This is a genomic window from Achromobacter sp. LC458, assembly GCF_001005835.2.
GTDB classification, from domain to species: domain Bacteria; phylum Pseudomonadota; class Gammaproteobacteria; order Burkholderiales; family Burkholderiaceae_B; genus Achromobacter; species Achromobacter spanius_B.
This window is the reverse complement of record NZ_LBHW02000017.1, coordinates 53,291-78,492: the sequence shown is the minus strand read 5'-3', so window position 1 is coordinate 78,492 and position 25,202 is coordinate 53,291. Positions and strand designations below refer to the sequence as shown.

Here is a 25,202-nt window from a genome sequence, read left to right as displayed (position 1 = left end):
CAAGCGAGCGGGAGGGGAGCAAGGGGCGGGACGCCGTAGGAGCGGAAGGAGTGCGATCGTGCATCATGACGCGATACCCTCGCTTGGGTGCATGCAGAAGCGCAGCCGGCGCATACCGGCGGCGCCCGGGCCGTCAGGCCGTTTCCACATCCAGCATGTAGCCGAAGCCGCGCACCGTCTGGATGCTGGCGCCCGTACCTTCCAGGCGCTTGCGCAGGCGGTACACATAGACTTCGACGGCGTTTTCGCTGAAATCGGCATCCCAGGCGGACAGCGAATTCACGATTTGCCGCTTGGTGACGACGCGGCCCACGCGGGCCATCAACATTTCCAGCACGGAAAGTTCGCGCACCGACAGCGACAGGCGCTGGCCATTGGCGCGGACTTCGCGGCCGACCGTGTCGAACACCAGGGGGCCGACTTCGATCAACGGCTGTGCCTGCCCCGCGCGCCGCCGGCCGAAGGCACGCACGCGCGCCGCCAGCTCGGGCAGTTCAAAGGGTTTGGTGACGTAATCGTCGGCGCCGGCATCCAGGCCCGCAACGCGGTCTTCGATGCCGTCGCGCGCGGTAAGGATCAGGACCGGAACCTGATTGCCGTCTTGGCGCAATTGCCGCAGCACATCAAGCCCGCTCATGCCGGGAAGGTTCAGGTCGAGCAGCATCAGGTCATACGGCTGGCCAGCCAGGGCGCCCAGGACTCGGTCGCCTTCCGTCAGCCAGTCGACCGCATAACCCTGGTCGGCCAGGAATTCCTGGAGCGCATGGCCCAGGGTGGTGTCGTCTTCGATTACCAGAACTCGCATGCCGCGATTCTAGCGCGATCCGAAAAAAAAGGGGCGCGAAATGCGCCCCCTTCCGTGGGATTCGTTCACCGGCCGGACGGCGCCCCGGCGGGAGCCGGGGTTGCGGGGCCCGCGGCAGGTGCCTGGCCGCCCGCTGCGGCACCCCCCGAAGGCGGCGTCGTGACAAAGCCGATGCGCGACATGCCCGAACGGCGCGCCGAGGCCATGACCTTGGCCAGGGTTTCGTAGCGCGTGTTCTGATCGGCGCGAATGCGGATTTCGGGTTGCGGCTTGGTGCCGGCGATCGACTTGAAGCGGTTGGGCAGGTCATCGATATTGACCGGCTTTTCGTCCCAGAACAATGCGCCGCTGGCGTCAATCGCCAGGTCGACCGTCTTGGGTTCTTCTTCGATCTGCTCGGCTGCCACCTGGGGCATGTTGATCTTGATCGAGTGCGCCAGCAGCGGCGCCGTGATGATGAAGATCACCAACAGCACCAGCATGACGTCGATCAGGGGCACCATGTTGATCTCGGAAACCGTATGGCTGCCGGATCCTTTTCCCTCGAAGCTGCCAAAAGCCATTATTCGCTCCCGCGTTGAACCGCGGCGCCGTTACCGTTCTGGCGGCGCAAGGCGCGGACCTTGCCGTCGGACAGCGCAACCTGCTGGCCGGTGGTCAGGAACGCGAACAGGTCGTGCGCAAAGGCGTCCAGGCGCGACAGGAACACGCGGTTGTTGCGCACAAACGTGTTGTACGCCAGCACGGCGGGAATGGCCACGGCCAGACCCAGGCCCGTCATGATCAGCGCTTCGCCCACGGGGCCGGCGATGCGGTTGATGGTCACGCCGTCGGACAAGCCGATGCCGACCAGCGCGTGGTACACGCCCCACACCGTACCGAACAGGCCGACGAACGGCGCCGTGGAACCCACCGAGGCCAACACCGTCAGGCCGTTTTCCAGCTTGGCGGTTTCTTCGTCGATCACCTTGCGCATCGTGCGCGTGACGAAGTCGGAATTGCTGCCGGACTCTTCCAGCTTGGTCGCGCCGAACTTGTTGTGGTGCGCCTGCGCGTGCATCGCGTGGCTGGCCAGGTGCGAGAACGGATCGCGCGCGCCGTGCGTGCTGATCTCGTGCTCGACCTGCTCCAGCGAGCTGGCGTTCCAGAACTTGTTCAGGAAATCGGCCGAACGCCTGCGCATGCTGACGTTGCTGGCGGCCTTGACCAGGATCAGGTACCAGGTCACCAGCGACATCAGGATCAGGATGATGAACAGGCTCTTGCCCACGAAGTCGCTCTGCGCGACAAAGTGCAGAAAGCCCATGTCGGGGGTCGCGATGGGCGCGGTCGGCGGCAACGCGGCGGCGGCGTTTTGCAGCGCGTCAGCCGATTGCTGGACGACACCGGCACCGGTCGTGGCGGCTTGTTGGGCTGCGGGCGCAGCGGCGGCGGCAGCCGGAGCAGCCGGGCTGGTAGTCGCCTGCGCCACCAGGGTGGCGCCATGCAGTGCGTTGGACATCTCAGTTCCTCATTACGAAATCGAACGGAATTTTGGCTTTGGCGGGATAGGCCACGCCGTTACGGGTATAGGGCTTGAACTTGGCCTTGCGAGCCGCGGTCAACGCGGATTCGTCCAGCCTCGGAAAGCCCGAGGACGTGTCGATCGTTGCGCGGTCCACCAGACCCTGCGTGTTGATCTCCACCAGCACCAGCACCCGCCCTTCTTCCCGCATGCGGCGCGAGGCCATCGGGTAGCTGGGCATGGGGCGCGCGCCCTGGAATTCAATGCTGGACACCAAAACGGGCTGATCGGGCGGCGGGCCTTGTTGCGGGCTTTGCGTCGCCTGCGCGCCATCCACGGCGCCGGCGGGCGGCGTCTGCACGGGCGGCGTCTCGGGTTTGACTTCCTGCTTGGGCTGCGGTTTGGGTTGGGGCTTGGGTTTGGGCTTCGGCTTGGGCTTGGGGGCCGGCATCGGCGGCTTTTCAACCACGGGTTCCGGTTCCGGTTCAGGCTCGGGCTTCATTTCCGGTTCGGGCTCAGGGTCGGGCTCGACCACGGGTTCGGGCTCGGGCGGCGGCGGTTCCACGACGGGTTGCGGCGGCTCGGGCGTGGGCTCGGCCTTGGCCACCTGGGGAACGGGCGCGTCGATGAGGCTGACCATGACAGCCTCGGGCTCCTCAAGCTCAGGACGATTCGCGGGTGCCATGAAAATGGCCCCGATTACCGCCGCGTGTAGGGCGACAACCGCCAGACCGGCGCCAGCGCGTATACCAAATGAAGACGGCGAAGAAGAAGTCCAACCGCGTTGAAAACTAGGCATGAATCAGCCAGGGTGCATTGACTTATCCGGCCAGCTTGACGAAAACGCGCGCCAAAAAAAAGCGGCGTGAGCCAGCCGGTACAAGCCGATCATAATATCTTAAATGCGAATGATTCGCACGTCCTATTTCGTCTGGAATAGCGTAACACTGCCCTACCGGGCTCAACCAGAAAGCACAAGACGGCATCAAGAAAGCTTGCGCCAGCGCAAGGGCGCAGCCCGTGGAGCAGGCGCAGGAACACGCCCAGGCATCACGCCCATGCGCCACACACAGAGAACGCCAAAACAAAAAACCCGCCACGGTAAGGTGTGCGGGTTTTGCGGGTGATCTGCAAGAAGTACGTTCAAATTCGCGAACGCAACGCATGGGCTTTTGGTGGGTGCTACAGGGGTCGAACCTGTGACCTACGCCTTGTAAGGGCGCCGCTCTACCAACTGAGCTAAGCACCCGATCCTGACACTTTCAGCGCCGCCTCAATGCGATGATTCGCTTGAAGCAGTGACTAACTCGCAGCCAACTCGGGGTACTCAAAAGCAATACGCGGGCCGGAGTATACCGGACCGCGTCATTGTCGGCAAATCGCTTCGGGCCGATGCCCCGCGATCGCCGTGCCGTCCATTAGTTGACGGCGTCCTTCAGGGCCTTGCCCGGACGGAACTTCGGCACCTTGGCCTTCTTGATCTTGATCGTTTCGCCCGTACGCGGGTTGCGGCCAGTGCGAGCTGCGCGAGCCGACACGGCAAACGTGCCAAAGCCAACCAGCGTTACCGTACCGCCCTTCTTCAGCGTGGTCTTGACGGCACCGATCAGGGCGTCGAGCGAACGGCCGGCGGCAGCCTTGGAGATATCGGCCTTGCTGGCGATGTGATCGATGAGTTCGGTTTTGTTCATTCAGGAGTACCCCTCACAAGGTATTGAGTCTGGCGAGGCCGTGCGGTTCATGGCTGTCATGCAGGGACGCCACCAACAAAACGCAAGGCCCGGCAAACGACGAACAGACAGTGGATGGACTTTTTTCTTGCGCTGCAAAGCACAACTTTTAAACTGCTGCGCCGCTTAGGATTCGATGGCATAAATGCCTTCAAACCGTCAGCGACGCAGACGTGTATTAGGCCTTGGCGTAGAGCGGCTGTCAAGCAAAAACCTCACCACAACCCGCGCCAATACTAGCTTTTAGCCATTTTCGCAATAAACAAAAACGCGCATTTCGGGGTTTGCGCGACACCGAAAAAAATCACTTCAAGCCTGAATCAAACATCGGCCCAGCGGCGCAGCAAATTGTGATAAATGCCGGTCAGTTGCACGATCGACGCATGTCCCGCCACGTCCTGATTCAAACGCTGGATGGCCACGTCCATGTCAAGCAACAATGCGCGCTGGCTGTCTTCGCGCACCAGGCTCTGCATCCAGAAAAACGAACTGACCCGCGCGCCACGTGTCACCGGATTCACCTTGTGCAGGCTGGTGCCGGGATACAGCACCATGTGCCCCGCGGGCAGCTTCACGGCGCGTGGCCCGTAGGTGTCATCGATGACAAGCTCGCCGCCATCGTAGGAATCAGGGTCCGAGAAGAACAGCGTGGCCGACAAGTCAGTGCGCACGCGCTCGGCCGTGCCGGTGATGCCGCGCACCGCGTTGTCGACGTGATAGCCAAAGGCTTCGCCGCCTTCATAGCGATTGAACAGCGGCGGGAATATCTTGCGCGGCAAGGCGGCCGACATGAACAGGTTGTTGGCGGCCAGCCGTTGCAGGATCAGGTTGCCCAGCTCTTGCGCCAACGGATGCTGCTCGGGCAACTGGCGGTTGCGCTTGACCTCGGCGGACTGGTAGCCCGCCGTGATCTTGCCATCCACCCAATCCGAGGCGTCCAGCCGCTGGCGGATATCCGCCGCCTCTTGCGGCGTGAATACATCTGCGATCTGTATAAGCATGTGCCTGATCCTTTGCCGGATTATCCCTTCAGGCAACCATTAAGCGCCTGATCGAAATCAAACAGCAGGTCGGCTTCGTCTTCGATGCCGACGGACACGCGGATCAGGCTGTCCGCGATGCCCATTTGTTTGCGGCGCTCGGCGCCCATCTCGTAATAGATGGTGTGCGCGGCGGGCAATGCCAGGCTGCGCGTGTCACCCAGGTGCGTAGCCATCAGCACGATGCGCAGGCGGTTCAGGAAATCGAAGCAGTCCACGCCTTCGGCAAGCTCCACACCCAACAGGCCGCCGAAGCGCGAACCAAAAAGCGCCGCGGCGCGTGCATGCTGCGCGTGACCGGCCAGGCCGGGGTAATGAACCTTGGCCACACCAGGATGCTCATCCAGAAAGCGCGCCAGCGCCAGCGCGTTGGCGCAGTGCTTGGCCATGCGCAGCGCCAGCGTTTCAGCGCCCACGGCGATGCGGTGCGCGGGCTCGGCGGCCAACGTGCCGCCCATGTCGCGCAAGCCCTTCTTCTTGATCTGGGTCAGACCCCAACTGGTGGACGCCCCCTTGCGGTAAGCGTCGTAGATGTTGGAATAGTTGGCCCAGTCGTACAGGCCCGTATCCGTGACGGCGCCGCCCAGCGCGTTGCCGTGGCCGCCGATGTACTTCGACAGCGAATTCATCACCAGCGATGCATGCACGGTGGACGGGCGGAACATCCACGGCGACGTCAACGTGTTGTCGACGACGTAGACCAGGTTTTTCTCGCGGCAGATTTCACCGATGACCGCCAGGTCGGCCACTTGCGTGCCCGGGTTGGCGATCGTTTCAGTGAAGACCATGCGCGTGTTGGGCTGGATCGCGGCGCGCACTTGCTCGGCGTCTGTTGCATCGACGAAGGTGATTTCGACGCCCAACTCCAGCAGCGTGCCAAGCAGGCTGTTGGTGTTGCCGAACACAAACTGGCTGGACACCAGATGATCGCCGCGACGCAGCAAGGTCGTGAAAATGGCCGACAACGCCGCCATGCCGGTGGCAAAGCTGACGGTGCCCTTGCCGCCTTCCATGTGGTTGATCTTGGCTTCCAGCGCCGTGGTCGTGGGCGTGCCCTGGCGCGCATAGGTAAAGCCCGCCTTGCCCTGGAATACCGCCGCCAGCTCGCGCGCGTCGTCGTAGGCGAATTCCGACGAGGGATGCATCGGCTTGTGCACCGCTCCGTGCTCGACGGATTGTTGGCGGTCGGAATGGAGGATCGTGGTGGTAAAGCCGTTCTGGTGCATGATGGGCAGACGCGTAAAAGGAAGAGCTACAAGGTAGTCGGGTCGGACAAGGTCAGGCTTGACGCTGGCGCACGGTTTCGTACAGGCACACGGCGCTGGCCACGCTGACGTTCAGGCTTTCAACCGAACCCAACATGGGGATGTTGACGAGCTGGTCGCAGGTTTCGCGGGTCAGGCGTCGCATGCCCTCGCCTTCGGCGCCCATGACCCACGCCATCGGCTGGCGGGCGTCAATCTTGTGCATGCTGTCGGTGGCCTGGTCGTCGGTACCCACCAGCCACACGCCACGATCTTTCAGGCTGCGCATGGTGCGGGCCAGGTTCGTGACCATCAGATAAGGCACGGTATCGGCCGCGCCGCACGCCACGCGCTGCACGGTGGCGTTCAAGCCGACGGCGCGGTCGCGCGGGGCAATCACGGCATGCACGCCCGCCGCATCGGCGGTGCGCAGGCAGGCGCCCAGATTGTGGGGGTCGGTCACGCCGTCCAGGATCAGCAGCAGCGGCGGGCCCTCGATAACGTCGAGCACTTCGTCCACATCCACCGCCAGTTGGCGCTCGTCGGCCAAGGCGACCACGCCCTGGTGCCGCGTTCCGCGCGACAGACCATCCAGGCGTTCCATCGGCACGGGGTGCACGCGGCGGCCCGCCTTTTCGGCCTGCTCGATGAACGTCTGCATGCGCTTGTCGCGGCGCGAGGCCTCGACATAGATTTCCTTGATTGAGTCGGGCGCGTGGCGCAGCCGCGCGACAACCGCGTGAAACCCGGCTAGAACTTGGGTCGACGCCATAGATGCAATACCTTTAGATAAACGAATACCCGCCCCAGAGGGGGCGGGCCACCGGACCAAGCCGGCCATCTGCGCAATGTTACCCCTTATGGCCGCGCCGCCCTACAGCGGGCGGGCCATAAAGGCGTCACAAAGCGCGTGTCAATGACGCTTGTGCGTCGCCTTTTTGGCGGGCGATGCGCGCTTGGACGCACGGGGCGGCTTGCCGGCCTTCTTGGCGTCGGCGCGGCGTTCCTTGGCGGTCTGGCCCTTCAGCGCGGCCGGCTTCGGGGCTGCCGCCTTCTTCACGCGGCGCACGGGCTCGTCGGGCCCACGGGCCGCCGCCTTGCGCAAGGCGTCGAAGCTGGTGCCCTGCACCAGGCGGAATTCAATGCGGCGCGCTTCGAGGTCGACGCGCGCCACCTGCACCTGGACCTTGTCGGTCAGGCGGTAGCGCATGCCGGTGCGCTCACCGCGCAACTCATGCAACCCATCATTGAACTGGAAGTATTCGCCGCCCAGTTCAGACACGTGCACCAGCCCTTCGACGTGCAAGGTATCCAGCGTGACGAAGATACCGAAGCTGGCCACGCCGGTGACGGTGCCGCTGAAGTCTTCGCCCACGCGTTCCTTGACGAACCAGCACTTGAGCCAGGCCTCGACGTCGCGCGATGCTTCGTCGGCGCGGCGCTCGGTGGCCGACAACACCAGACCCATCTTTTCCCAGATGGCGTGCTCGTGTTCTTTCTGCGTGCGCCCGATGACGACCGCGTGGTCATCCAGGCTGGGCACATAGCGCTGGCCGGCCAGCAAGGCCTTGATGACGCGATGGGTCAACAGATCGGGGTAGCGGCGAATGGGCGACGTGAAGTGGCTGTAGCCGGGGTAGGCCAAACCGAAGTGGCCCATGTTGTCAGGGCTGTAGACGGCCTGCTGCATGGAGCGCAGGCACATCGACTGCAACAGCTGGTAGTCGGGACGGCCGCGCACGGTGTCAAGGAAGTCACCGTAGTCCTTGGCCGTGGGCGTGTCGCCCCCGCCCAGCGACAAGCCCATCGTGCGCAGGAATTCACGCAGCGATTGCAGGCGTTCCGGCGTGGGCCCTTCGTGGATGCGGTACAGGCCGGGATGCTTGCTGCGCGTCATGAAGTCGGCCGCGCAAGTGTTGGCGGCCAGCATGCACTCTTCGATGAGCTTGTGGGCGTCGTTGCGCACGGACGGCACGATCTGTTCGATACGACCCAGTTCGTTGCAGACGATCTTGGTTTCGACGGTGTCGAAATCAATGGCGCCGCGCTTCTTGCGGCCTTGCACCAGCAGCTGGAACAGTTCGTACAAATGCTGCACATGCGGCATCACGTTGCGCATGGCCGCGGCGGCGGGGCCGCCCGGCTGCTGCAAGGCGGCCCAGATATTCGTGTACGTGGTGCGGGCATGCGAATGCATCACCGCGTTATAGAACTGGTAGGCGGTGACCGTGCCGGCCTTGGCGCCCGTGGCCGGAATGACCATGTCGCAGACCAGCACCAGGCGGTCGACGTCGGGGTTCAGCGAGCACAGGCCGTTGGACAGCGATTCGGGCAGCATCGGGATGACGCGGCGCGGGAAGTACACGCTGGTGCCGCGCTCGATGGCGTCGTCGTCCAGGGCATCGCCGGGACGCACGTAATGGCTGACGTCGGCAATGGCGACCAACAGGCGCCAGCCTGGACGCTTGCGCTGGCCGGTGCCCAGTTCGACGGGCTCGCAATACACCGCATCGTCGAAGTCGCGCGCGTCTTCGCCGTCGATGGTGATCAGCGGCACGTCGCGCAGGTCGACGCGGTCTTTCAAGTCGGTTTTGCGGACAGTATCGGGGATGCGCGCGGCTTGCTTGCGAGCGGCTTCCGAGAATTCGACGGGCACGTCGAACTTGCGCACGGCGATCTCGATTTCCATGCCGGGGTCGTCGATTTCGCCCAGCACCTCGGCCACGCGGCCCAAGGGCTGCGTATGGCGCGTGGGCTGTTCCATGATTTCAACCGCAACCACCTGCCCATGCTGGGCGCCGTTGGTGTCGCTGGGCGGAATCAGGATGTCGTGCTTGATGCGTTGATCTTCGGGCACGACGATGGACAGGCCATGCTCGTGCAGAAAACGCCCCACCAGCTTATTGGTGCGGCGTTCAATGACTTCAACGATGGTGCCTTCGGGCTTGCCACGGTATTCGCCCGTGGGCTTGACCAGCACGCGGTCGCCATGCAGGACCTTGAGCATTTCGCGCGGCGACAGGAACAGGTCGGGGCCGCCGTCATCACGCAGCAGGAAACCGAACCCGTCACGGTGACCCAGCACCTTGCCGGCGACAAAATCCAATTTGGTCGCCAGCAACAAAACGCCCTTGCGATTGGGCATCAACTGGCCGTCGCGTTCCATGGCGCCCAGGCGGCGCTCGAAACCCACCATCGTCGCGGCTCGCTCAACGCCCATGCGTTCGGCCAGTTCCACCGGAGACAACGGCGAGCCCGCGGCTCGCAGTGCGGTCAGGATGGCTTCACGGGACGGGACATCGGGATCGAAGTCCGGCGGCGCTTCGGGCAAGGGTGTTGATCTGTTGTTTTTCGATTCGTTATTCGATCGTTTTGCCAAAGCTGAAAGTTCCGTATATAATGCGCAGCTTCTGTGGTTCGCCCAAGGCTGAACACTGAAGCAGAAATGGTCAGAAGGGGTTGAAAACCAAAGCGGTTGCTAACCCCAGGTCGAAAGACCCATTGTAAAACCAAGTGCGCTCAGGACGCATGTTTTAGTTAAGTTTTGGTTAAGTCAGTATGTTGAAAACAACGTACGCGCTTAATAAAGCAGAGCTAAAACAATGCAACTAGAGCGGCAGCGTATCACAGTGTTCTGACAAGCATGTCTCAGTGCCCAGGTGGCGGAATTGGTAGACGCGCACGGTTCAGGTCCGTGTGCCGCAAGGTGTGGAGGTTCGAGTCCTCTCCTGGGCACCACGGAATTTAAATCGGACTTGCTTGCCGACTACGGTCGCGAACAAGTTGGATAGTAAAAATGCAGTAAAGACTGCCAAAGCAGTATCAGCAGTCCTTGCAGTAAACCTGCTAGAGCTCATGGCTCTTACAGTGCCCAGGTGGCGGAATTGGTAGACGCGCACGGTTCAGGTCCGTGTGCCGAAAGGTGTGGAGGTTCGAGTCCTCTCCTGGGCACCACCCGCATAGATGACGAAGCCGCGTTGCGCGGATTCGATAGCAAGACAGAAAGCCCCGAACATCGGAAGATATTCGGGGCTTTTGCTTTGTTGTCGGTGTTTTTACTTGTCGCCGATTTAACTGCACGCCGGGCCATTTCATTTTGGTTCGGCTTTATGTTTCCGGGCGCCGACGTGGCCGGTTTAGCTTGTTAATCGCCACGCCGATATGCCAGCTTCGCGGTATTAATCCCCTACCCTTTTTCATACCGCGCCCGCTTAGCGCCACGGCACCTTGCGCTGCAAATGATGGCGGGCGTACAGATCTTCACCCATGCCCTCGATCTGTCCGTCGATCAGCGCCTCGAAGGGACGCAACAAGGCATCGACGTTCATGGGCGCTTCAATGGCGCTCAAGGCATGCGTGACCGCTTCGATTGTCGACAGCGCACCGGGGATATCGGCATGACGAACGCGATAGCGGGTCACCAAGCCGGCTGGCAACATCACTCGCGGCAGCGCAGCCAGTTCGGGGTTGATATGCAACAGCTTGCGCGCGTGGCCCCACGTGCCGTCCGGCACGATCAGTTGAATCGGCAGGTCCAGGTCACGCCCATAACCGGGAGTCAGGACGTCGGCGGCCGGCCCCGGAAACAATAGACGCGGCGTGTAGCCGGGCTCAGCCCAATCGCTGGTCGTAAAACGTTCGCCCACCACGCGGCGCGCGCCGACCAAGCCCAGCACGGCCAGCCGGGCCGTGTTCAAGGCGTGGCGCGCTTCGCTTGGATGTTGAAGCACCACGACGCGGGTGCGGCATGACAAGGAAGGAATCAGCGCGCACAGGCAATGGGATTCCGGACGCAGGCAGCGCGTGCAAAGGGTACGTGACATGGGGCGACACTATAGCGAAAGCCGCCAAAGCCAGGCGCGCGAAAAAGTGAAAAAAAGGCAGGACACCGGCTTGCACACGCAAAAGAAAGTGTGCATAATCTCGCTTCTCTGCTGCTGAACAAGAAACGACGCGCAAGCGACGCAACACGTGAAGCATCAGCGCCCAGGTGGCGGAATTGGTAGACGCGCACGGTTCAGGTCCGTGTGCCGCAAGGTGTGGAGGTTCGAGTCCTCTCCTGGGCACCAATTATTACATCACGAGGTACCTGTCGTGATGCGCCAAGAAAAACCCCGATCGTGAAAACGACCGGGGTTTTTTCTTTTGCATGCGGCCGGCGTCGAGACAATACGCACGGCAATACTCGCGGCAATACTCCCGGCAATACGCACGGCATTATGCGCCGCACTACTTCAGCTCGCGCGTCATCACGACGTGCGGAATTCCAGCTTCCACGAACTCCTCGCCTTCGACGACAAAGCCGTGCGCCTGATAGAAGCCGGCGGCATGCGTCTGCGCATGCAACACCAGCATGCGGTGGCCATCGCCATGGCCCTGCTCGATCAGGGCATCCAGCAACAGCCCGCCCACGCCCATGCCGCGCGCCCGCTTCTGCACGGCCATGCGGCCGATGTGCCCGTCGGGCAGCAAGCGCCCCGTACCCATTGGCGTGCCGTCCGGCCCGTACGCCACGGCGTGCACCGATAGCGCGTCGTCGTCATCCAGTTCGACCTCGGGCGGCACCTTTTGCTCGACGACGAATACCTCGTAGCGAACCGCACTGGCGTCTTCGCGCAGCCGGTCCCAGGTGCCCAATGCAATACGCACCGCTGATTTTTTTTGGGTCGACATCTTCATTTCCCTCGCGAGCGGCAATCAACAATAAATATCCTACGCCGCATTCTCAAGCGGGAATGATACCGGCACGAAAAGGGGTACGATCGCGGCTTGCCCCCGTTGCCCGCATCCAACATGACACCCGCCGCTCCGCCCTGGTTGAAAGCCGCTCCCGCGCTTTTCCTGTTGCTGTGGTCCAGCGGTTTCGTCGTGTTGAAAATCGGTCTGGCCTATGCCGACCCGCTGACGTTCCTGGCCGTGCGCTACGCCTGCGTGGTGCTGATCCTGGCGCCGTTCATGCTGGTGCTGCGTCCCGCCCTGCCCCGTGGCGCGCGCGCCTGGGGGCATCTGGCGATGGTGGGCCTGCTGCTGCAAGCCGGCTATTTCTGCTGCACCTATCTATCGCTGAAACTGGGCATGTCAGCCGGCGGGCTGGCCCTGATCGCGTCATTGCAACCCATCCTGATCGGCCTGCTGGCCCCATTGATCGCTCACGAGCGCGTCGACGCGCGGCGCTGGGCCGGGCTGGGGCTGGGCGTGGCGGGCGCTGTGCTGGTGATCGTGGCCAAGGCATCCATCGACGTGCTGGCGCCACTGGGGCTGCTGTTCGCCGTTGGCGCGCTGCTTTGCATCACCAGCGGCACGCTTTACGAAAAGCGTTTTGGCGTGGCCACGCATCCGGTCACGTCCAACCTGCTGCAATACGCCGTCGGCCTGGCAGTGACCGCGCCGCTGGCATTCTGGCTGGAACCCATGCGCATCGAATGGACCGGTCCGCTGCTTGCCGCGCTGGTTTATCTCGTAGTGGGCAATTCGCTGGTGGCCATCACCTTGTTGTTGACCATGATCCGCCACGGTGAAGCGTCCCGCGTGTCCGCCCTTTTCTTCATGGTGCCGCCTTGCACCGCCGTGTTTGCGTTGATGGCCCTGGGCGAACCGATACCCATGTTGGCGTGGCCCGGCATGGCGCTGGCCGCCCTTGGCATCCTGCTGGTCACCCGCAACCCGCGCCCGCGCCAAGTAGAATGAGCGCCTTCCCGCGCCCACGCCCCCATCACCACCGATGAACGCCGTCATTACCGCCGCCCTGCCGGTCTTTGCGCTGATCCTGACCGGCTGGCTGGCCGCCCGCGGCAAGGTGCTGGGACCCGGCGCCACCGACGCGCTGAACCGCTATGTCGTCTACCTGTCGCTGCCCGCGCTGCTGTTTCGGGCAATGACGCAGGTAGACCTGACGCACATGGCGCATTGGGGTTTTGTCGCCGCCTTCGCGGGCGGCATCGCCGTGACCTTCCTGGTGTCTTTCCTGCCCGGCCGTGGCGGGCGCCGCGCACTGACCGACCGCAGCATCGAAGGCCTGGCCGCGTCGTATGCCAATGCCGGCTACATGGGCATTCCGCTGTGCGTGGCGCTGTTCGGCGCGGAAAGCCTGGCGCCGGCCGCCTTCACCACCCTGCTGACCGCCAGCGTGCTGTTCGGCTTTGCCATCGCGCTGATCGAATTCGACCGGCAACAAGCCCCGAACCCCGCCGCCACGCTATTGAAGGTAGGCCGCGCCTTGATGCGCAACCCCTTGCTGGCCGCGCCGGTCCTCGGGCTGGCATGGGCCGCCACCGGGCTGACCCTGCCCGAAGGCATGGACCGCTACGTCGCGCTGCTGGGCGCGTCCGCCAGCCCCTGCGCGCTGGTCACCATCGGCCTGTTCCTGGCGCAGACTGAAACCGCCACCGCCGGCCCCGGCGTGCTGCGCCTGGTGACCGGGAAGTTGTTGCTGCAACCGGCCGTCACCGCGGTGCTGGCCTTTTACGTTTTTTCGATGCCACCGCTGTGGGCATGGACGGCCGTGCTGATGAGCGCGCTGCCCATCGGCACCGGCCCCTTCATGCTGGCCAAGATGTACGGGCGCGATGCCCGCCTGACTTCGCGCGCCATCCTGGTTTCCACCGTCGCCTCCGTGTTGACCGTCAGCCTGCTGGTCGCGTGGATCAGTGCCCACCCCATTTCTTGATTGATCGTCATGCTGCTTGCCGCCGCCATCTTCATTCTTACCATCACGCTGGTCATCTGGCAGCCGAGAGGCTTGTCCATAGGCTGGAGCGCCGTCATCGGCGCTGGCCTGGCGCTGGCCACGGGCGTGGTGCACCTGGCCGACATCGCGGACGTCTGGCGCATTGTCTGGAACGCCACCGCCACCTTTATCGCCATCATCGTCACCAGCCTGATCCTGGACGAAGCCGGCTTCTTTGAATGGTCGGCCTTGCACGTCGCGCGTTGGGGCGGCGGGCGCGGACGGCTGCTGTTTGTGTTGATCGTGCTGCTGGGCGCGGCGGTGTCGGCGCTGTTCGCCAATGACGGCGCAGCGCTGATCCTGACGCCTATCGTCATGGAAATGCTGCTTGCGCTGGGCTTCGGGCCGGGCGCGTCACTGGCCTTTGTGATGGCGGCGGGGTTTATTGCCGACACGGGCAGCATCGCGCTCATTGTCTCGAATCTGGTGAACATCGTGTCGGCCGATTTCTTCGGCATCGGCTTTGGCGAATATGCGTCGGTGATGCTGCCCGTCAACCTGATGGCCGTGGGCTCCACGCTGGTCGTGCTGCTGCTGTTTTTCCGCAAGAGCATTCCGCCGCGCTACGACGTCAGCCAATTGCCGAGCCCGGCGTCCGCCATTCGCGACCCCATCACCTTTCGTGCCGGCTGGGTCGTGCTGGCCTTGCTGCTTGCCGGCTTCTTCGTGCTGGAGCCCATGGGCATTCCGGTCAGCGCCATCGCCGCGGCCGGTGCGTTGGGCCTGCTGGTCATCGCCGGCCGCCAGCACATCGTCGGCACGCGCAAGATCATGCGCGAGGCGCCCTGGCACATCGTGATTTTTTCCTTGGGCATGTACCTGGTCGTCTACGGCCTGCGCAACGCCGGCCTGACCGCGCACCTGGCGCAGGTGCTGGACCGCTGCGCCGAATACGGACTGTGGGGCGCGGCGATGGGCACGGGCCTGATCACCGCGTTCCTGTCGTCCGTCATGAACAACCTGCCCACGGTGCTGGTGGGCGCGCTGTCCATTGCGGACACCAGCGCCACCGGGCCGCTCAAAGACGCCATGATCTACGCCAACATCATCGGCAGCGACCTGGGGCCGAAAATCACGCCGATCGGCAGCCTGGCGACGCTGCTCTGGCTTCATGTGCTGGCGCGCAAAGGGCTGCGGATCACGTGGGGCTATTACTTCAAGGTGGGCATTGTGCTGACGTTGCCGGTGCTGCTGCTGACGCTGGCCGCGCTGGTGTGGCGGCTGCAATAGCGCGGCGACTGCCCCCCTGCCTTTAATAACTTTTAGTTATTACGCAAGCACAAATAGATGGTTTGAGCCATTAAACCGCCGCCGTAAACTTCCAAGCATCTCCACGGGCGCCCCTACACGCGCCCGTTTGCTTTGAACCAATTCAATCCCACCGGGATGCCCCATGAGTTCCAACGCCTCGACCTTGCCCCTGCCCTCGGCCCTGCCGCCACTGCACATCAACCGCAAGCCCTTGTGGATTGCGCTGCTGCTGTTGCTGGCCGGCGCGCTCTATCTGCTTCAAACCGTGAGCTGGCGCCAGGGTGCGCTCTGGGTGATTGGCGCTCTGCTGGGCGTCACGCTGTATCACGCATCTTTCGGCTTTACGCAGGCCTGGCGCGTGTTCGTGTCCGACCGCCGCGGCGCGGGCCTGCGCGCGCAGATGCTGATGCTGGGCGTGGGCGTGCTGCTGTTCTTCCCGTTCCTGGCCGCCGGCACGCTGTTCGGCCAACCCGTCACCGGCTTCGTATCGCCCCCGGGCGTGTCCGTGGTGCTGGGCGCGTTCCTGTTCGGCATCGGCATGCAGCTGGGCGGCGGTTGCGCGTCGGGCACGCTGTTCGCCGTGGGCGGCGGCAACACGCGCATGCTGGTCACGCTGCTGTTCTTCATTGTGGGCTCGGTCGTTGCCACGGCCAATTTCAGCTGGTGGTCGACGCTGCCCGCCTTGGCGCCCACATCGTTGATCAAGACCTGGGGCCTGGCGCCCGCGTTGATTGCCAACCTGGTGGTTTTTGCCTTGATCGCCTGGGGTACCACCGCGCTTGAAAAGCGTCGCCACGGCCACGTGATTTCCTTTGCCTCGCGCACCGCGCGCCCCGTTTCCCTGCTGCAAGGCCCGTGGCCGCTGATCTGGGGCGGCGTTGCGCTGGTCGTGTTGAACTTCGCCACGCTGGCGCTGGCAGGCCGCCCCTGGGGCATCACATCCGCCTTTGCCTTGTGGGGCGCCAAAGCCTTGAACGCCGTCAGCGGCGATGTGGCCAGCTGGACGTACTGGAGCAAGCAGCCTTCGCTGGGCGCGCCGTTGCGCCAGGACGTCACCACCGTCATGGACATCGGCCTGATGCTGGGCGCCCTGGCCGCCGCCAGCGCCGCCGGTAAATTCGCCCCCGTCTGGAAGGTGCCCGCACGCTCGCTGGCCGGCGCCGTCATCGGCGGCCTGTTGCTGGGATATGGCGCTCGCTTGGCCTTCGGTTGCAACATCGGCGCGTACTTCAGCGGCATCCTGTCGGGCAGCCTGCATGCCTGGCTGTGGCTGCCGGCCGCCTTCGCGGGCAGCGCGCTGGGCGTGCGCTTGCGCCCCGCCTTCGGCCTGGCCGTCGAGAAAACGCCCCCGGCTTCCAGCTGCTGACGGCCCGCTGCTGAAAAACTGTGTTCCACGCATCGCCCCCTTTTCAGGGGGCTTTTCTTTTTTCGACCGCGCCGGCTGGTGTATGGTGGCGTCACTTGCGCACCCCGGAGAGAACATGAGCTGGATGCTTGGCCGTTACACGGCCTTTTTATTGACCCTTGCCGGCGCTGCCGTCACCGCTTTCCTGGCGGCTACCGATTCACTGTGGTGGCTATGGGCCGCCGTTCCGCTGGCGATGCTGGGCGCGCTTGGCGTCTACGACCTGATCCAGACGCGCCACGCCATCCGGCGCAACTATCCCGTCATCGGCAACCTGCGCTTTCTGTTCGAGTTCATCCGACCCGAGATCCGCCAGTATTTCCTGGAAGACGACACGCAGGCCGCGCCCTTCTCGCGCGCGCAACGTTCCATTGTTTATCAGCGCGCCAAGCGCGAAATCGACAAGCGCCCCTTCGGCACGCAGGAAGACGTGTACGGCGACCGCTACGAATGGATCAACCATTCCATGTCGCCCTCGCACATCAATGACACGGACTTTCGTGTCACGGTGGGCGGCCCGGACTGCACGCAGCCCTATTCGATGTCTGCCTTCAACGTGTCGGCCATGAGCTTTGGCGCGCTGTCGGCCAACGCCGTGCTGGCATTGAACGAAGGCGCGCGCCAAGGGGATTTTGCGCACGACACTGGCGAAGGCGGCATCAGCCGCTACCACCGCCAGCCGGGGGGCAGCCTGGTGTGGAACATCGGGTCGGGTTACTTCGGATGCCGCGACGAACAAGGGGCATTCTCCGAAGAAGCTTTTATCAAGAACGCCTGTACGCCGCAGGTGAAGATGATTGAAATCAAGCTGTCGCAGGGCGCCAAGCCCGGCCATGGCGGTATCTTGCCCGCCGGCAAGGTCACCCCGGAAATCGCCGAAGCGCGCGGCGTGGCCGCGTGGCAGGATTGCAATTCCCCAGCCAGCCATTCGGCTTTCGACACGCCTATCGGCTTGATGAAATTCGTGGCGCGGCTACGAGAACTGTCGGGCGGCAAACCGGTAGGATTCAAGTTCTGCGTGGGCCACCCTTGGGAATGGTTCGCCATCGTCAAGGCCATGCTGGAAACCGGCATCACGCCGGATTTCATCGTGGTGGACGGCGCGGAAGGCGGCACGGGCGCGGCGCCGGTTGAATTCGTGGACCACGTAGGCACGCCGCTGCGCGAAGCGCTGCGCCTGGTGCACAACACCTTGATCGGCGTGAACCTGCGCGACCGCATCAAGATCGGCGCATCCGGAAAAATCATTACGGCCTTCGACATGGCGCGCGTCATGGCGATGGGCGCCGACTGGTGCAATGCGGCGCGCGGTTTCATGTTCGCCATCGGTTGCATCCAGGCTCAGGCCTGCCATACCGGCAAATGCCCCACCGGCGTCACCACACAAGACCCGCTGCGCCAGCGCGCGCTGGTGGTGCCCGACAAGGCCCAGCGCGTGGCCAACTTTCATCGCAATACGCTGCATGCGCTGGCCGAGCTTCTGGCGGCGGCGGGCCTGACGCACCCGGGCCAACTGCGCCCGCATCACATCGCACGCCGCATCTCGTCCAGCGAAATCCGTTTGTTGTCGGCGCTGTTTCCGGAGTTGGCGCCAGGTGAACTGCTGCGAGGCGAATTCCGGCATCAGGTGTTTCGCGTGGGCTGGGCCATGGCCCAGGCGCAATCGTTCCAACCCACGCAAGACATCACCACGGCGCTGGCCGAGCACCGCGCCTAGCCACGCAGCGCTGACCGCTTCAGACAGCTTGGGCGGATGGTCGGACGCGGGCGCTACAGCCAGCGTTCGAACATCCGCGAAAAGAACTCCATGAACCGATCGTCCACCCCCCGCTGCCGCCAGGTTTCCGGGGTGATGGGCACGGAATCGGCAACGTCGCGCTGGAACAGCGCTTCCATTTCGCCGGCGAATTCCGGGCCCAGCACGACCGCGTTGATCTCGTAGTTCAGCGCGAAACTGCGCCAGTCCATATTGCTGGACCCCACCGTGGACCAGACGCCGTCCACCACCGCCGTCTTGGCATGCAACAAGGCATCGCGGCGCTCGTAGAGCTTGACGCCGGCTTCCAGCAGATCGGTGTAATGCGAGCGGCCGGCGTTAAAGACCAGCGACGAATCGCTGAACCCCGGCAACACCAACACCACATCGACACCGCGCCGCGCGGCCGCCGACAGCACGTCGATAAAGGCCGGATCGGGCACGAAGTACGCCATGGTGATGTGGATGGATTTCTGCGCGCTTTCAAATGCCGACATCAGCGTGAGATAGACGGTATAGCCGTCGCTGCGATCGGGTTGATTCGCCAGGATGCGCACGGTGGTCGACCCCGTCGGCGGCGCGACATGCGTGCCGCCGCCCTTGATCGGTTCATCCGATTGCGACGCCCACCCCGCCTGAATCACCTGTTCCAGCTGCGCCACGGCCGGCCCTTCGATGCGCAAGTGCGTATCGCGCCATGGCGCGGCCTTGGCATCGCCCTTGGCCTTCGGGCCGTCTTGTTTTTCATCGTCCGGCTTGGCATCAGCCTCTTTGCCCGCGCCGCTGCCCGAGCCGCCACTGGATTTACCACCCGACCCGGGGGTCGAGCCCGAGGCCGACCCCGGCGACGACTCATAAACGCTGCTGACATTGATGCCGCCCAGGTAGCCGACCTTGCCGTCAACCACCAGCACCTTGCGGTGATTACGCTGGTTCGGTGACCACCCCGCGCGCGCGGCAACCGGGTTGACGGGGTTGAACACCGCCACCTGAACGCCTGCGTCGCGCAAGCGTTGAAACAAGGCGTCGGGCGTCTTGATGGTGCCCACCGCGTCGACCATCAAAGACACTTCGGCGCCGCGATTGCGCGCGGCGATAAGCGCCTCGGCAAAGCGCGCTCCTTCGGCATCGTCTTCAAAAATATAGGTCTCCATGTGCACATAGCGGCGCGCCTGTGCAATGGATTTCAGCATCGCTTGATAGGTCGTGGGCCCGTCGGCCAGCAACTTGACCTGATTGCCGGGCGACAGAGGCGCGCCGCTGACGGCTTGCTCGACCGCCAGGTGACGCGCCAGGAAATCATCCTTCGGCGTGTTGGGGTCGGCAACAATGCCTTGCCCGCGCCGGTAGCTTTCGCGTGCGGCCTCGGCGGACAGCCCCGCCTGTACTTTACGGGCCTGGCGTTCATCGGCGTCCGGCACGCGGGCGCAGGCCGCCAGCAGCGTGGCCGCGCACGCCAGCACCAATGCGTGCGCCCAACGACGCGCGCCGGGCAGCCACGAAGGCGCGCCCGGCGCGCGTACTACCCGGCCCAAGGCCGGTGGTGGTCTCATGGCGACTTCGGCTTAACGCCGGCCGCTGGCCACCAGGCAGCCCAGCAAGGCGCCCACCAATGCCGCCACGCCCACCGACTTCCAGGCATGTTCGTGCACGTATTCATCGGCGTAGGCCTTGGCGCGGTAAGCACGTTCGCGTGCCGCGCCTTCCCAATCACCCGCATGGTGGCGCGCTTCGGCAAGTTGCGACTTCAGCCGAGCACGGGCGGATTCAATCTCGGAGCCCGTATAAGAAGCCGTCGAACGCAAGAGGTCTTCGGTTCCAGAGAGCAGATCGCGGAAGCTGTCGTTGACCCGGTCACGGTGCAGAGCCATCTCGGCGCGTTGGTGCTTTCGATTCATAGTCGCTCCTTTGAAGATTGGGGTCGCAAGGGGGGAGATCCACGCCGCGTTGCCGCAACGTCAACGACGCCACCCCGTTGACCATGTCCCCATTGTGCCGATCATTTGGCGGCGCCGCTCCAGCTTTCGCAACCAGCCGTAATCCGATATTTCAGCGGCCCGAAACTTGCTGTAGGGCTACCGCGAAGCGCCGGGCGGGCGGCATCCCTGGTTCGGCCCGCTGCTTCGATTTCGTAAAAGTCCATTGCATTCAGCGGCTTAGCGCTTGACACCGCAGCCCCCCTGGCCGCCACAATAACCCCCTTGCAATGCGCTTCAACTGCCTCAAAAAAGGAATGAACGCATGGTTTCCCCTTCCGCAATGCTTGCCCCCGCAGCGCCGTCTTTCGTGGCGCACGAGGCCCAGGCCCCCCGTCCCGAACAGGCAGAGCTGCGGGACGGCCTGCTGGATGATCCGGCGCATATCGATCCCAAGTTTCTGTACGACGCGCTGGGTTCGTCGCTGTTCACGGCCATTACCCAATTGCCCGAGTACTACCCCACGCGCTGCGAAGCCGAGATTTTTCAGAATCACGCCCACGACATCGCACGCCACATCGGGCCGGTGCAGTCGATGATCGATCTGGGCGCGGGCGATTGCGTCAAGGCCGAGCGCCTGTTCGCGCGCTTACGCCCCCAGCACTACATCCCCATCGATATCTCGGCCGATTATCTTCAAGCCGCCGTGGAACGCCTGCGCTTGTCGTACCCCGACCTGGAAGTGACTCCGGTGGGCCAGGATTTCTCACAAATTCTTGCGTTGCCGGCGGGCGTTCCGCCAGCGCAGCGCCTGTTCTTCTACCCCGGTTCCAGCATTGGCAACCTGAATCCGGACAGTGCGCTTGCCATGCTCAAGCGCATCCGCGCGCAATGCGCCGGTGGCGGACTGCTGGTGGGGGTAGACCGGGTCAAGCCCAAGCAGGTGCTTGAGCCTGCCTATGACGATGCACTACACCTGACCGCGGCGTTCAATCTGAACTTGCTGCGGCACGTGAACAACGTGCTGGACAGCGATTTCGACGTGGCCGACTGGCGCCACGTCGCCTTGTTCAACAGCGCCCGGTCCCGTGTGGAAATGCATCTTGAAGCGCTACGCGCGGTGCGCGTGTCGTGGCCCGGGGGCCAGCGCGAATTTCGCGAAGGCGAACGCATCCATACCGAAAATTCCTACAAGTTCACGCCGCAAGCGTTCTCGGACCTGCTGCAACGCGCCGGCTTTGGCGACATTGCCCACTGGTCGGATTCGCGCGGCTGGTTCTCGGTTTTCAGCGCCCGTGCATGACGCGGGCAGTTCATCAACGCCACTGGAGGATCGCCATGGAACCTGCCTGCCTGCTGACTCACCCCGCCACCGGACCCTACGCAAGCGGGCAGGCCGGCCAGCATGACCGCTACGACGCGGTGCGGTCCACCAGCACCGCGCTTGCAGCGCCGCTCAGTCCTGAAGACTGCCAGGTGCAGTCCATGCCGGACTGTAGCCCCGTCAAGTGGCACCTGGCGCACACCACCTGGTTTTTCGAGACCTTCCTGCTGACGCATTTCCACCCGGCCTACAGCGTGTTTCACCCGCAGTACCGGATGCTGTTCAATTCCTACTACAACGCCATCGGCGCCAAGCATCCGCGACCGCAGCGGGGGCTGTTGTCGCGCCCTGCCCTGTCCGAGGTCCAGCAATATCGGCAGCATGTCGACGCGGCCATGCACGACCTGATTTCGCGGCTGGGCGGCAATGATCCTGCGTTTGATGCCCTGCTTGAACTGGGCTTGAACCATGAACAGCAACATCAGGAATTGATCCTGACCGACCTCAAGCACATGCTGTCCTTCAATCCCCTCAAGCCCGCGTACGTGGCGCCGGGCTCGCCCGCACTGCCACCGGCCACGCCGGCCGGGTGGACGCGCTATGGCGGCGGCATCACGCGCATTGGCCACGACGGCCGAGGTTTTGGTTTTGACAATGAAGGCCCGGCGCATGAGGTGCTGCTGGGGCCTTACTACCTGGCCGACCGCCTGGTCACCCAACACGAGTTCCTGGAATTCATCCGCGACGGCGGCTACAAGCGGCCCGAACTGTGGCTGTCGGCAGGTTGGGACCGCGTGTGCGCCGAGGGCTGGCGCGCGCCGCTTTATTGGCAAGGCCAACGCGACGACTGGCAGGTCTTCACGCTACGCGGCCTGCGGGAAGTGGAATTGCAGGCGCCCGTCACGCACGTCAGCTACTACGAAGCCGATGCCTATGCGCGCTGGACCCGGGTGCGCTTGCCGCGCGAAGCGGAATGGGAACACGCCGCGCGCCAGCAGACCGACCCCGTGTTTCCCGGCCGCGCCAACATGCTGGAAAACGGCCACCTGGACCCGCGTCCCGCGCCCGCGCGCAATGCGTCCGGCGGACCGGTCCAGCTGTTTGGCGACGCCTGGGAATGGACGGCAAGTTCGTACGACGCCTATCCCGGCTACAAGCCCGACGCAGGCGCGGTGGGCGAATACAACGGCAAGTTCATGTGCAACCAATACGTGTTGCGCGGCGGCTCGTGCGTGACGCCGCGCGACCATGTCCGGGCCAGCTACCGCAACTTTTTTCCACCGGAAGCGCGCTGGCAATTTTCGGGCATTCGGCTGGCCAGGGATGCGTGAAAAGGCACGCTGATTTTTCGCTTGCCGCCCGCTTGCACGCGAAAAAAGTTTTATGCTAGAATTTCGTTCTTCGTTGATCAGCGACACGGATTTGGAAACAAACCGGGCACTGAAAAACGGGGAAAGCAGGACAAGTTGGCGCATTAGCTCAGCCGGTTAGAGCGACGGAATCATAATCCGCAGGTCCCCTGTTCGAATCAGGGATGCGCCACCAAGAATTTAAAAAGGCCCTCACTTCGGTGAGGGCCTTTTGCATTGCAGGACTGCGGCCGGGGCGGGGGGCTTAAGCGCTGCCCCCCCTTTGCGCAAAATTAGCGCAACGCGCCCGGGGCGCTTCCGCCTCCGTCTGCCCCGTCCGCCTGCTTCTGCTTTACAGCTTGCGAAGCGTATCGCGACGCTTGCCGCCCCAGGTTGCGGCCAGGCTGGCGACGAAGGCGCCGATCAGCATCGATGCGAAGCCCCACAGCGCGAACGCGGCGGCTGCCTTGCGCGCCTTGTCGGCCGCTTCCTTGGCCTTTTGCTTGGCGTCTTCGGCGGCCTTTTTGGCGTTGGCGATGGTCTGCTCGACACGGCGCTGCGCCACGGCCGGTTCCTGACCGGTTTGCGCGGCCACGACCTTTGCCACGTAGTCGCGGTCTTCGGGCGTCATGTCACCACGCGCCAGGCTCATGGCCACGATGCGGCCGACTTCCGTGCGGGCGGCGTTACGGTCGCCGGCCGCTTCGGGCCGGTCCGAACGCAGCAACGTATCGGTGAAGTACTCCGTTGCGCGATCCATGCCACCGCCGCTGGCGCCGGCCGCTGCCGTGGCCGTCACCGCCGTGCCTGCACCGGCAGCCACCGACGCGCCCGCCTTGGCCGCGCCGGACGCCAGCGTGGCAATGGCCGAACCCAGCAAGGCCGCGCTGACAACCGCGCTCAGTGCCCACACCAGAAAGCCGTGGGCCGTGTCGCGAAAATAGATCTCGTCGGAATGCACGTCCACCCACTTGGTGCGCAGGCGCCCGGCGACGTAGCCGCCGATACCGTACGACACGATCTGCGTGAACAGCATCCACGCAATGATGCTGATGCCCACGGCGGGCGCCGACATGCCCTCATCGCCCCAGGGCGACACCGACAGGAAGCCCAGGCCGGTACCGCCGGCAAACAAGGCCAATGACAGCGCCGCGGCGATCACGGCACCCGCGAATACCGCGGCCCAGGACACCGCCGATATCGCCGACTCGCGTGGCGGCACGGCGCCGTAGGGTTGGCTCAAAGATGATGCGTTTTCCATGGTGATTCCTTGTTCATTGTTATTTCACGCCGGCTGCGTGCAACGCCGCACCGACGCCGATGCACGAGACGGCCAACCGGCATCAATGCCAGAAAAGCGCCAGCAAAATGATGATGGGAATAGGCACGCCAAGCAGCCAAAGCAAAATGGAACGCATGACAGACTCCTTCTCAGGGTTATCGAAAAAAGTGGACGTGGCGCTCAGGCCAGGTCTATCGCGCCCGGCATGCGGGGGTCCGGCGCAGGCGGTGTAGGGTCCTGCAACGGCGGATCATCCGGGGGCTGATTCGGGTCCGACAGGGGATCGTCGGGCGGCAGGTTGCCGGGCAACGACGGGTCATCCGGCGGCAGATCGTCCGGCAAGCCGGGCTCTCGATGCGGGGACTGGGGCATGATCGGTTCTCCTCTGCGGCGCAAAGTGCACCGTCCTGCCCTTCAGCAAGCGGCGTTCCCGCCACCGACAACGTCCCACCACCCCGTCCCCGCCGTACCCGCCCTACGCGTCCTCCGCTCCCATTAGCCATTACCAGCGCGCGCAAAAAAGCCCTCTTGCGAGGGCTTTCGGTCATTCAACAGCGAGGCGGCTTCACGGCTTGGGTTTGCCGTCCCGGCTTATCGCCACGGCATTATTTCCGTCTTTACCCAGGATTTTCATGATTGCGGCCTTACCGGCAACCGAAGCTTCATCCTGGCTGCCATATCGCTTTTCAGAATAATTGGTGCTGTGCACATTGCCGGTTTCGGGATCCAGCAACGTGATGATCCAGGCGAATTCGCCCGGCAGCAGTTGCCTGACTTGAAGCGTGGCACGCGTGCCAGGGCGCAATCTGTTCGGCATGTTGCCGCCTTTTCCAGGATGGGACGCCGCCATCGTAGCGCAAACCGTGGATG

23 protein-coding genes and 5 tRNA genes are annotated in these 25,202 nt (G+C 63.8%); 11 read left to right on the top strand and 17 right to left on the bottom strand.

What is annotated here, in order from left to right:
- Positions 1-133 precede the first annotated feature (133 nt).
- The 10 genes from YH64_RS15965 to rnr all read right to left on the bottom strand — a co-directional run bounded on the left by YH64_RS15965 (position 134) and on the right by rnr (position 9,702).
- On the bottom strand, positions 134-805 hold the full coding sequence (locus YH64_RS15965; RefSeq protein WP_006218435.1) for a response regulator transcription factor: 672 nt from the start codon (positions 803-805) through the stop codon (positions 134-136).
- Positions 806-870: 65 nt separating this feature from the next.
- Positions 871-1,368, bottom strand: a complete 498-nt coding sequence (locus tag YH64_RS15960) for a biopolymer transporter ExbD (protein WP_046805496.1) — start codon at positions 1,366-1,368, stop codon at positions 871-873.
- Entirely contained in the window at positions 1,368-2,306 is a 939-nt protein-coding gene (locus YH64_RS15955; protein ID WP_046805497.1) for a MotA/TolQ/ExbB proton channel family protein, read from the bottom strand. Before YH64_RS15955 ends, YH64_RS15960 begins: the two co-directional genes overlap by 1 nt.
- A 1-nt stretch (position 2,307) precedes the next feature.
- The gene (locus tag YH64_RS15950; RefSeq protein ID WP_104143265.1) at positions 2,308-3,108 is read right to left on the bottom strand and encodes an energy transducer TonB; all 801 of its coding nucleotides are present in this window, start codon (positions 3,106-3,108) and stop codon (positions 2,308-2,310) included.
- A 374-nt stretch (positions 3,109-3,482) separates the two neighbouring features.
- Positions 3,483-3,558 (bottom strand) — tRNA-Val (locus tag YH64_RS15945).
- 169 nt (positions 3,559-3,727) lie between these two features.
- A complete protein-coding gene (locus YH64_RS15940) occupies positions 3,728-4,000 on the bottom strand; it encodes an HU family DNA-binding protein (protein WP_003812968.1) in 273 nt (90 codons plus the stop codon).
- 359 nt (positions 4,001-4,359) lie between these two features.
- Complete coding sequence (locus YH64_RS15935) at positions 4,360-5,040, bottom strand: Fe2+-dependent dioxygenase (RefSeq protein ID WP_046805498.1); 681 nt, start codon at positions 5,038-5,040, stop codon at positions 4,360-4,362.
- A gap of 20 nt (positions 5,041-5,060) precedes the next feature.
- Positions 5,061-6,305: a cystathionine gamma-synthase family protein gene (locus tag YH64_RS15930; RefSeq protein ID WP_046805499.1), complete on the bottom strand. Its 1,245-nt coding sequence runs from the start codon at positions 6,303-6,305 to the stop codon at positions 5,061-5,063.
- A 52-nt stretch (positions 6,306-6,357) separates the two neighbouring features.
- Positions 6,358-7,095, bottom strand: coding sequence for a 23S rRNA (guanosine(2251)-2'-O)-methyltransferase RlmB (gene rlmB / locus YH64_RS15925; RefSeq protein ID WP_046805500.1), 738 nt, complete (start codon positions 7,093-7,095; stop codon positions 6,358-6,360).
- A gap of 141 nt (positions 7,096-7,236) precedes the next feature.
- Positions 7,237-9,702, bottom strand: a complete 2,466-nt coding sequence (gene rnr, locus YH64_RS15920) for a ribonuclease R (protein ID WP_046805501.1) — start codon at positions 9,700-9,702, stop codon at positions 7,237-7,239.
- A 274-nt stretch (positions 9,703-9,976) separates the two neighbouring features.
- On the opposite strand from rnr, the gene YH64_RS15915 reads away from it, so the two are divergent.
- A tRNA-Leu gene (locus YH64_RS15915) sits at positions 9,977-10,061 on the top strand.
- Between the two features lie 131 nt (positions 10,062-10,192).
- Positions 10,193-10,277: transfer RNA gene (locus tag YH64_RS15910), tRNA-Leu, on the top strand.
- 257 nt (positions 10,278-10,534) lie between these two features.
- Here the strand turns inward: YH64_RS15910 and YH64_RS15905 are convergent.
- Positions 10,535-11,146, bottom strand: coding sequence for a tRNA-uridine aminocarboxypropyltransferase (locus YH64_RS15905; RefSeq protein ID WP_046805502.1), 612 nt, complete (start codon positions 11,144-11,146; stop codon positions 10,535-10,537).
- A 161-nt stretch (positions 11,147-11,307) separates the two neighbouring features.
- Between YH64_RS15905 and YH64_RS15900 the strand changes: the two genes are divergently transcribed.
- Positions 11,308-11,392: transfer RNA gene (locus YH64_RS15900), tRNA-Leu, on the top strand.
- Positions 11,393-11,552: 160 nt separating this feature from the next.
- Here the strand turns inward: YH64_RS15900 and YH64_RS15895 are convergent.
- Positions 11,553-11,996 carry a GNAT family N-acetyltransferase gene (locus YH64_RS15895; protein ID WP_046805555.1) on the bottom strand — a complete coding sequence of 148 codons (444 nt, stop codon included), beginning with the start codon at positions 11,994-11,996 and terminating at the stop codon, positions 11,553-11,555.
- Between the two features lie 120 nt (positions 11,997-12,116).
- Between YH64_RS15895 and YH64_RS15890 the strand changes: the two genes are divergently transcribed.
- The 5 genes from YH64_RS15890 to YH64_RS15870 all read left to right on the top strand — a co-directional run bounded on the left by YH64_RS15890 (position 12,117) and on the right by YH64_RS15870 (position 18,422).
- On the top strand, positions 12,117-13,010 hold the full coding sequence (locus YH64_RS15890; RefSeq protein ID WP_046805556.1) for a DMT family transporter: 894 nt from the start codon (positions 12,117-12,119) through the stop codon (positions 13,008-13,010).
- A 34-nt stretch (positions 13,011-13,044) separates the two neighbouring features.
- On the top strand, positions 13,045-13,989 hold the full coding sequence (locus tag YH64_RS15885; RefSeq protein WP_046805503.1) for an AEC family transporter: 945 nt from the start codon (positions 13,045-13,047) through the stop codon (positions 13,987-13,989).
- Between the two features lie 9 nt (positions 13,990-13,998).
- Entirely contained in the window at positions 13,999-15,279 is a 1,281-nt protein-coding gene (locus YH64_RS15880) for an arsenic transporter (RefSeq protein ID WP_046805557.1), read from the top strand.
- A gap of 163 nt (positions 15,280-15,442) precedes the next feature.
- Entirely contained in the window at positions 15,443-16,666 is a 1,224-nt protein-coding gene (locus tag YH64_RS15875; RefSeq protein ID WP_046805504.1) for a YeeE/YedE family protein, read from the top strand.
- Positions 16,667-16,781: 115 nt separating this feature from the next.
- Positions 16,782-18,422 carry an FMN-binding glutamate synthase family protein gene (locus YH64_RS15870; RefSeq protein WP_046805505.1) on the top strand — a complete coding sequence of 547 codons (1,641 nt, stop codon included), beginning with the start codon at positions 16,782-16,784 and terminating at the stop codon, positions 18,420-18,422.
- A gap of 53 nt (positions 18,423-18,475) precedes the next feature.
- On the opposite strand, the gene YH64_RS15865 is transcribed toward YH64_RS15870, so the two are convergent.
- Together YH64_RS15865 and YH64_RS15860 are read right to left on the bottom strand one after the other, a co-directional pair.
- Positions 18,476-20,014 (bottom strand): phosphatidylserine/phosphatidylglycerophosphate/cardiolipin synthase family protein, encoded by a 1,539-nt coding sequence (locus YH64_RS15865; protein ID WP_255444508.1) that lies wholly within the window; start codon positions 20,012-20,014, stop codon positions 18,476-18,478.
- Between the two features lie 12 nt (positions 20,015-20,026).
- Positions 20,027-20,359, bottom strand: a complete 333-nt coding sequence (locus YH64_RS15860; RefSeq protein ID WP_046805506.1) for a YqjD family protein — start codon at positions 20,357-20,359, stop codon at positions 20,027-20,029.
- A gap of 343 nt (positions 20,360-20,702) precedes the next feature.
- Here YH64_RS15860 and egtD point away from each other — a divergent pair, with 343 nt between their 5' ends.
- The 3 genes from egtD (at position 20,703) to YH64_RS15845 (ending at position 23,246) form a co-directional block, all read left to right on the top strand.
- The gene (egtD, locus tag YH64_RS15855; RefSeq protein ID WP_046805507.1) at positions 20,703-21,680 is read left to right on the top strand and encodes an L-histidine N(alpha)-methyltransferase; all 978 of its coding nucleotides are present in this window, start codon (positions 20,703-20,705) and stop codon (positions 21,678-21,680) included.
- Positions 21,681-21,715: 35 nt separating this feature from the next.
- A complete protein-coding gene (egtB, locus tag YH64_RS15850; RefSeq protein WP_046805508.1) occupies positions 21,716-23,032 on the top strand; it encodes an ergothioneine biosynthesis protein EgtB in 1,317 nt (438 codons plus the stop codon).
- Between the two features lie 137 nt (positions 23,033-23,169).
- A tRNA-Met gene (locus tag YH64_RS15845) sits at positions 23,170-23,246 on the top strand.
- Positions 23,247-23,402: 156 nt separating this feature from the next.
- On the opposite strand, the gene YH64_RS15840 is transcribed toward YH64_RS15845, so the two are convergent.
- From YH64_RS15840 to YH64_RS15830, 3 genes are all read right to left on the bottom strand, one after another.
- On the bottom strand, positions 23,403-24,311 hold the full coding sequence (locus YH64_RS15840; protein WP_046805509.1) for a hypothetical protein: 909 nt from the start codon (positions 24,309-24,311) through the stop codon (positions 23,403-23,405).
- A gap of 201 nt (positions 24,312-24,512) precedes the next feature.
- Complete coding sequence (locus tag YH64_RS15835) at positions 24,513-24,704, bottom strand: hypothetical protein (RefSeq protein ID WP_046805510.1); 192 nt, start codon at positions 24,702-24,704, stop codon at positions 24,513-24,515.
- A gap of 193 nt (positions 24,705-24,897) precedes the next feature.
- On the bottom strand, positions 24,898-25,149 hold the full coding sequence (locus YH64_RS15830; protein WP_046805511.1) for a hypothetical protein: 252 nt from the start codon (positions 25,147-25,149) through the stop codon (positions 24,898-24,900).
- Between the last annotated feature and the right edge of the window lie 53 nt (positions 25,150-25,202).